The organism is Mesorhizobium sp. M1004 (assembly GCF_040318795.1).
Classification (GTDB): Bacteria; Pseudomonadota; Alphaproteobacteria; order Rhizobiales; family Rhizobiaceae; genus Mesorhizobium.
The window spans coordinates 1-1294 of record NZ_JAMYNB010000040.1; the positions used below are offsets into that span (position 1 = coordinate 1).

Sequence of the window (1294 nt, forward strand, 5' to 3'; positions counted from 1 at the left end):
TGCCCTTCCCGAGAGATGGGTGACAGTTCATTCCGGAGACATGGGTTACACTTTCGGCCCTTTGCAAGGAGAGCAAGGTGCCTTGGAAGGAGTGTAACGTCATGGAAGAGCGGCTGAAGTTCATTGCCCGGCTGCTGGACGGCGAGAAGATGGCGGTGCTTTGCCGTGAGTTCGATATCTCGCGCAAGACCGGCTACAAGATCCTCACACGCTACAATGACAGTGGCCTTGAGGGGCTGACGGATCGATCACGCCGACCCTACCGCCACGCCAATCAGCTTCCGTTTCAAATCGAGAAGCTGATTGTGCGCCTCAAGCAAGACAAGCCGACCTGGGGTGCGCCAAAGATACGCGAACGGTTGGCCCGGCTGTATCCTGACGTTCACCGGCCTGCGATCTCGACGGTGCATGCGGTTCTCGACCGCCATGGCCTGGTCGAGCGCCGCAAGCGAAGGCGCAACAGGGCGATGGGAACACCACTTTCAAACGGCTATCGGCCCAACGATCTGTGGTGTGCCGACTACAAAGGCGAGTTCATGCTCGCCGATCGGCGCTATTGCTACCCGCTGACGATCACCGACTTCGCCAGCCGCTATCTCATCGCCTGCGAGGCGTTGTCGACTACCAAGGAAGCCTATGCCTTCACGGTGTTCGAGAGCGTTTTCAAAGAGTTCGGCCTGCCCAGCGCCATCAGGACCGACAACGGCGTTCCCTTTGCCAGCCCAAACGCGCTGTTCAATCTCAGCAAACTGTCGGTCTGGTGGCTGCGCCTGGGCATCGACATCGAGCGCATCCAGCCGGGCTGTCCGCAGCAGAACGGGCGCCATGAGCGCATGCACCTGACTCTCAAGAAGGAAACCACCAAACCGGCTGGCGCCAATTTCCTGCAGCAGCAGGCCAGGTTCGATGACTTCATCAATGAGTTCAACTCAGAACGCCCACATCAGGCGCTCGACATGGCCTGTCCAGCCGAGCGCTACACGCCGTCACCGCGCATCTATGCCGGCCTGCCGGATCTCGATTATCCGTTTCACGACAAGGCCGTCACCGTCACCACCTGCGGCCGCATCTGCTACAATCGCAAGAAGATCAACCTCAGCCTCGTCTTTGCCGGCCAGACCGTCGGCATCAAACAGGTCGAGGACCATATCTGGCTGGCTTCCTTCATGGATTATGATTTGGGCTACTTCGATGATGAGACATGCAGGCTCGAACCACTCCAAAACCCCTTCGGGCCAAAAGTGTTACCCATGTCTCCGATATAAACCGTAACCTATGTGTCCGGAATGGACCC

The 1294-nt window shown here is 58.3% G+C and carries 1 protein-coding gene; it reads left to right on the plus strand.

The features are described 5' to 3' along the window. The first annotated feature begins 77 nt into the window (after positions 1-77). Positions 78-1265 (plus strand): helix-turn-helix domain-containing protein, encoded by a 1188-nt coding sequence (locus NKH54_RS32415; protein ID WP_023727784.1) that lies wholly within the window; start codon positions 78-80, stop codon positions 1263-1265. The last annotated feature ends 29 nt before the right edge of the window (positions 1266-1294 follow it).